The sequence below is a fragment of the Shewanella sp. AS16 genome (assembly GCF_021412365.1).
Taxonomy (GTDB): Bacteria; Pseudomonadota; Gammaproteobacteria; order Enterobacterales; family Shewanellaceae; genus Shewanella; species Shewanella salipaludis.
In genome coordinates this window covers 1-282 of the sequence record NZ_JAKCLK010000411.1, presented here as the reverse complement: position 1 = coordinate 282, position 282 = coordinate 1, and the positions used below count along the sequence as shown (strand labels likewise).

The 282-nt window shown below is 48.9% G+C and carries 1 pseudogene; it reads right to left on the bottom strand.

From position 1 onward, the window contains the following. Positions 1 to 14 precede the first annotated feature (14 nt). Positions 15 to 282: pseudogene (gene decR, locus LZP73_RS20880) on the bottom strand (DNA-binding transcriptional regulator DecR); the annotation flags it as partial.

Genomic DNA, 282 nt, shown 5'->3' with positions numbered 1-282 from the left:
TTGATTCTGGATATTTATTCGATGGGTAAAGAAGTGGTGTATTTAATCTGTTCCATCGCGAAGCTGGAAGTGACGTCCGACAGCCCCGGTACACTGTTTACCAGACGCTTATAAAACTCGTCGTAGCGTTTCATGTCGGCAACCTGGACGCGCATCAGATAATCGTATTCACCAGCCATGCGCCAGAACCCCAGCACTTCTGGCATTTCGGTAACCACCGTGACAAAGCGGCAATACCATTCGCTGCTGTGATGTTGCGTTTTTATCAGCACAAAGGCGGTC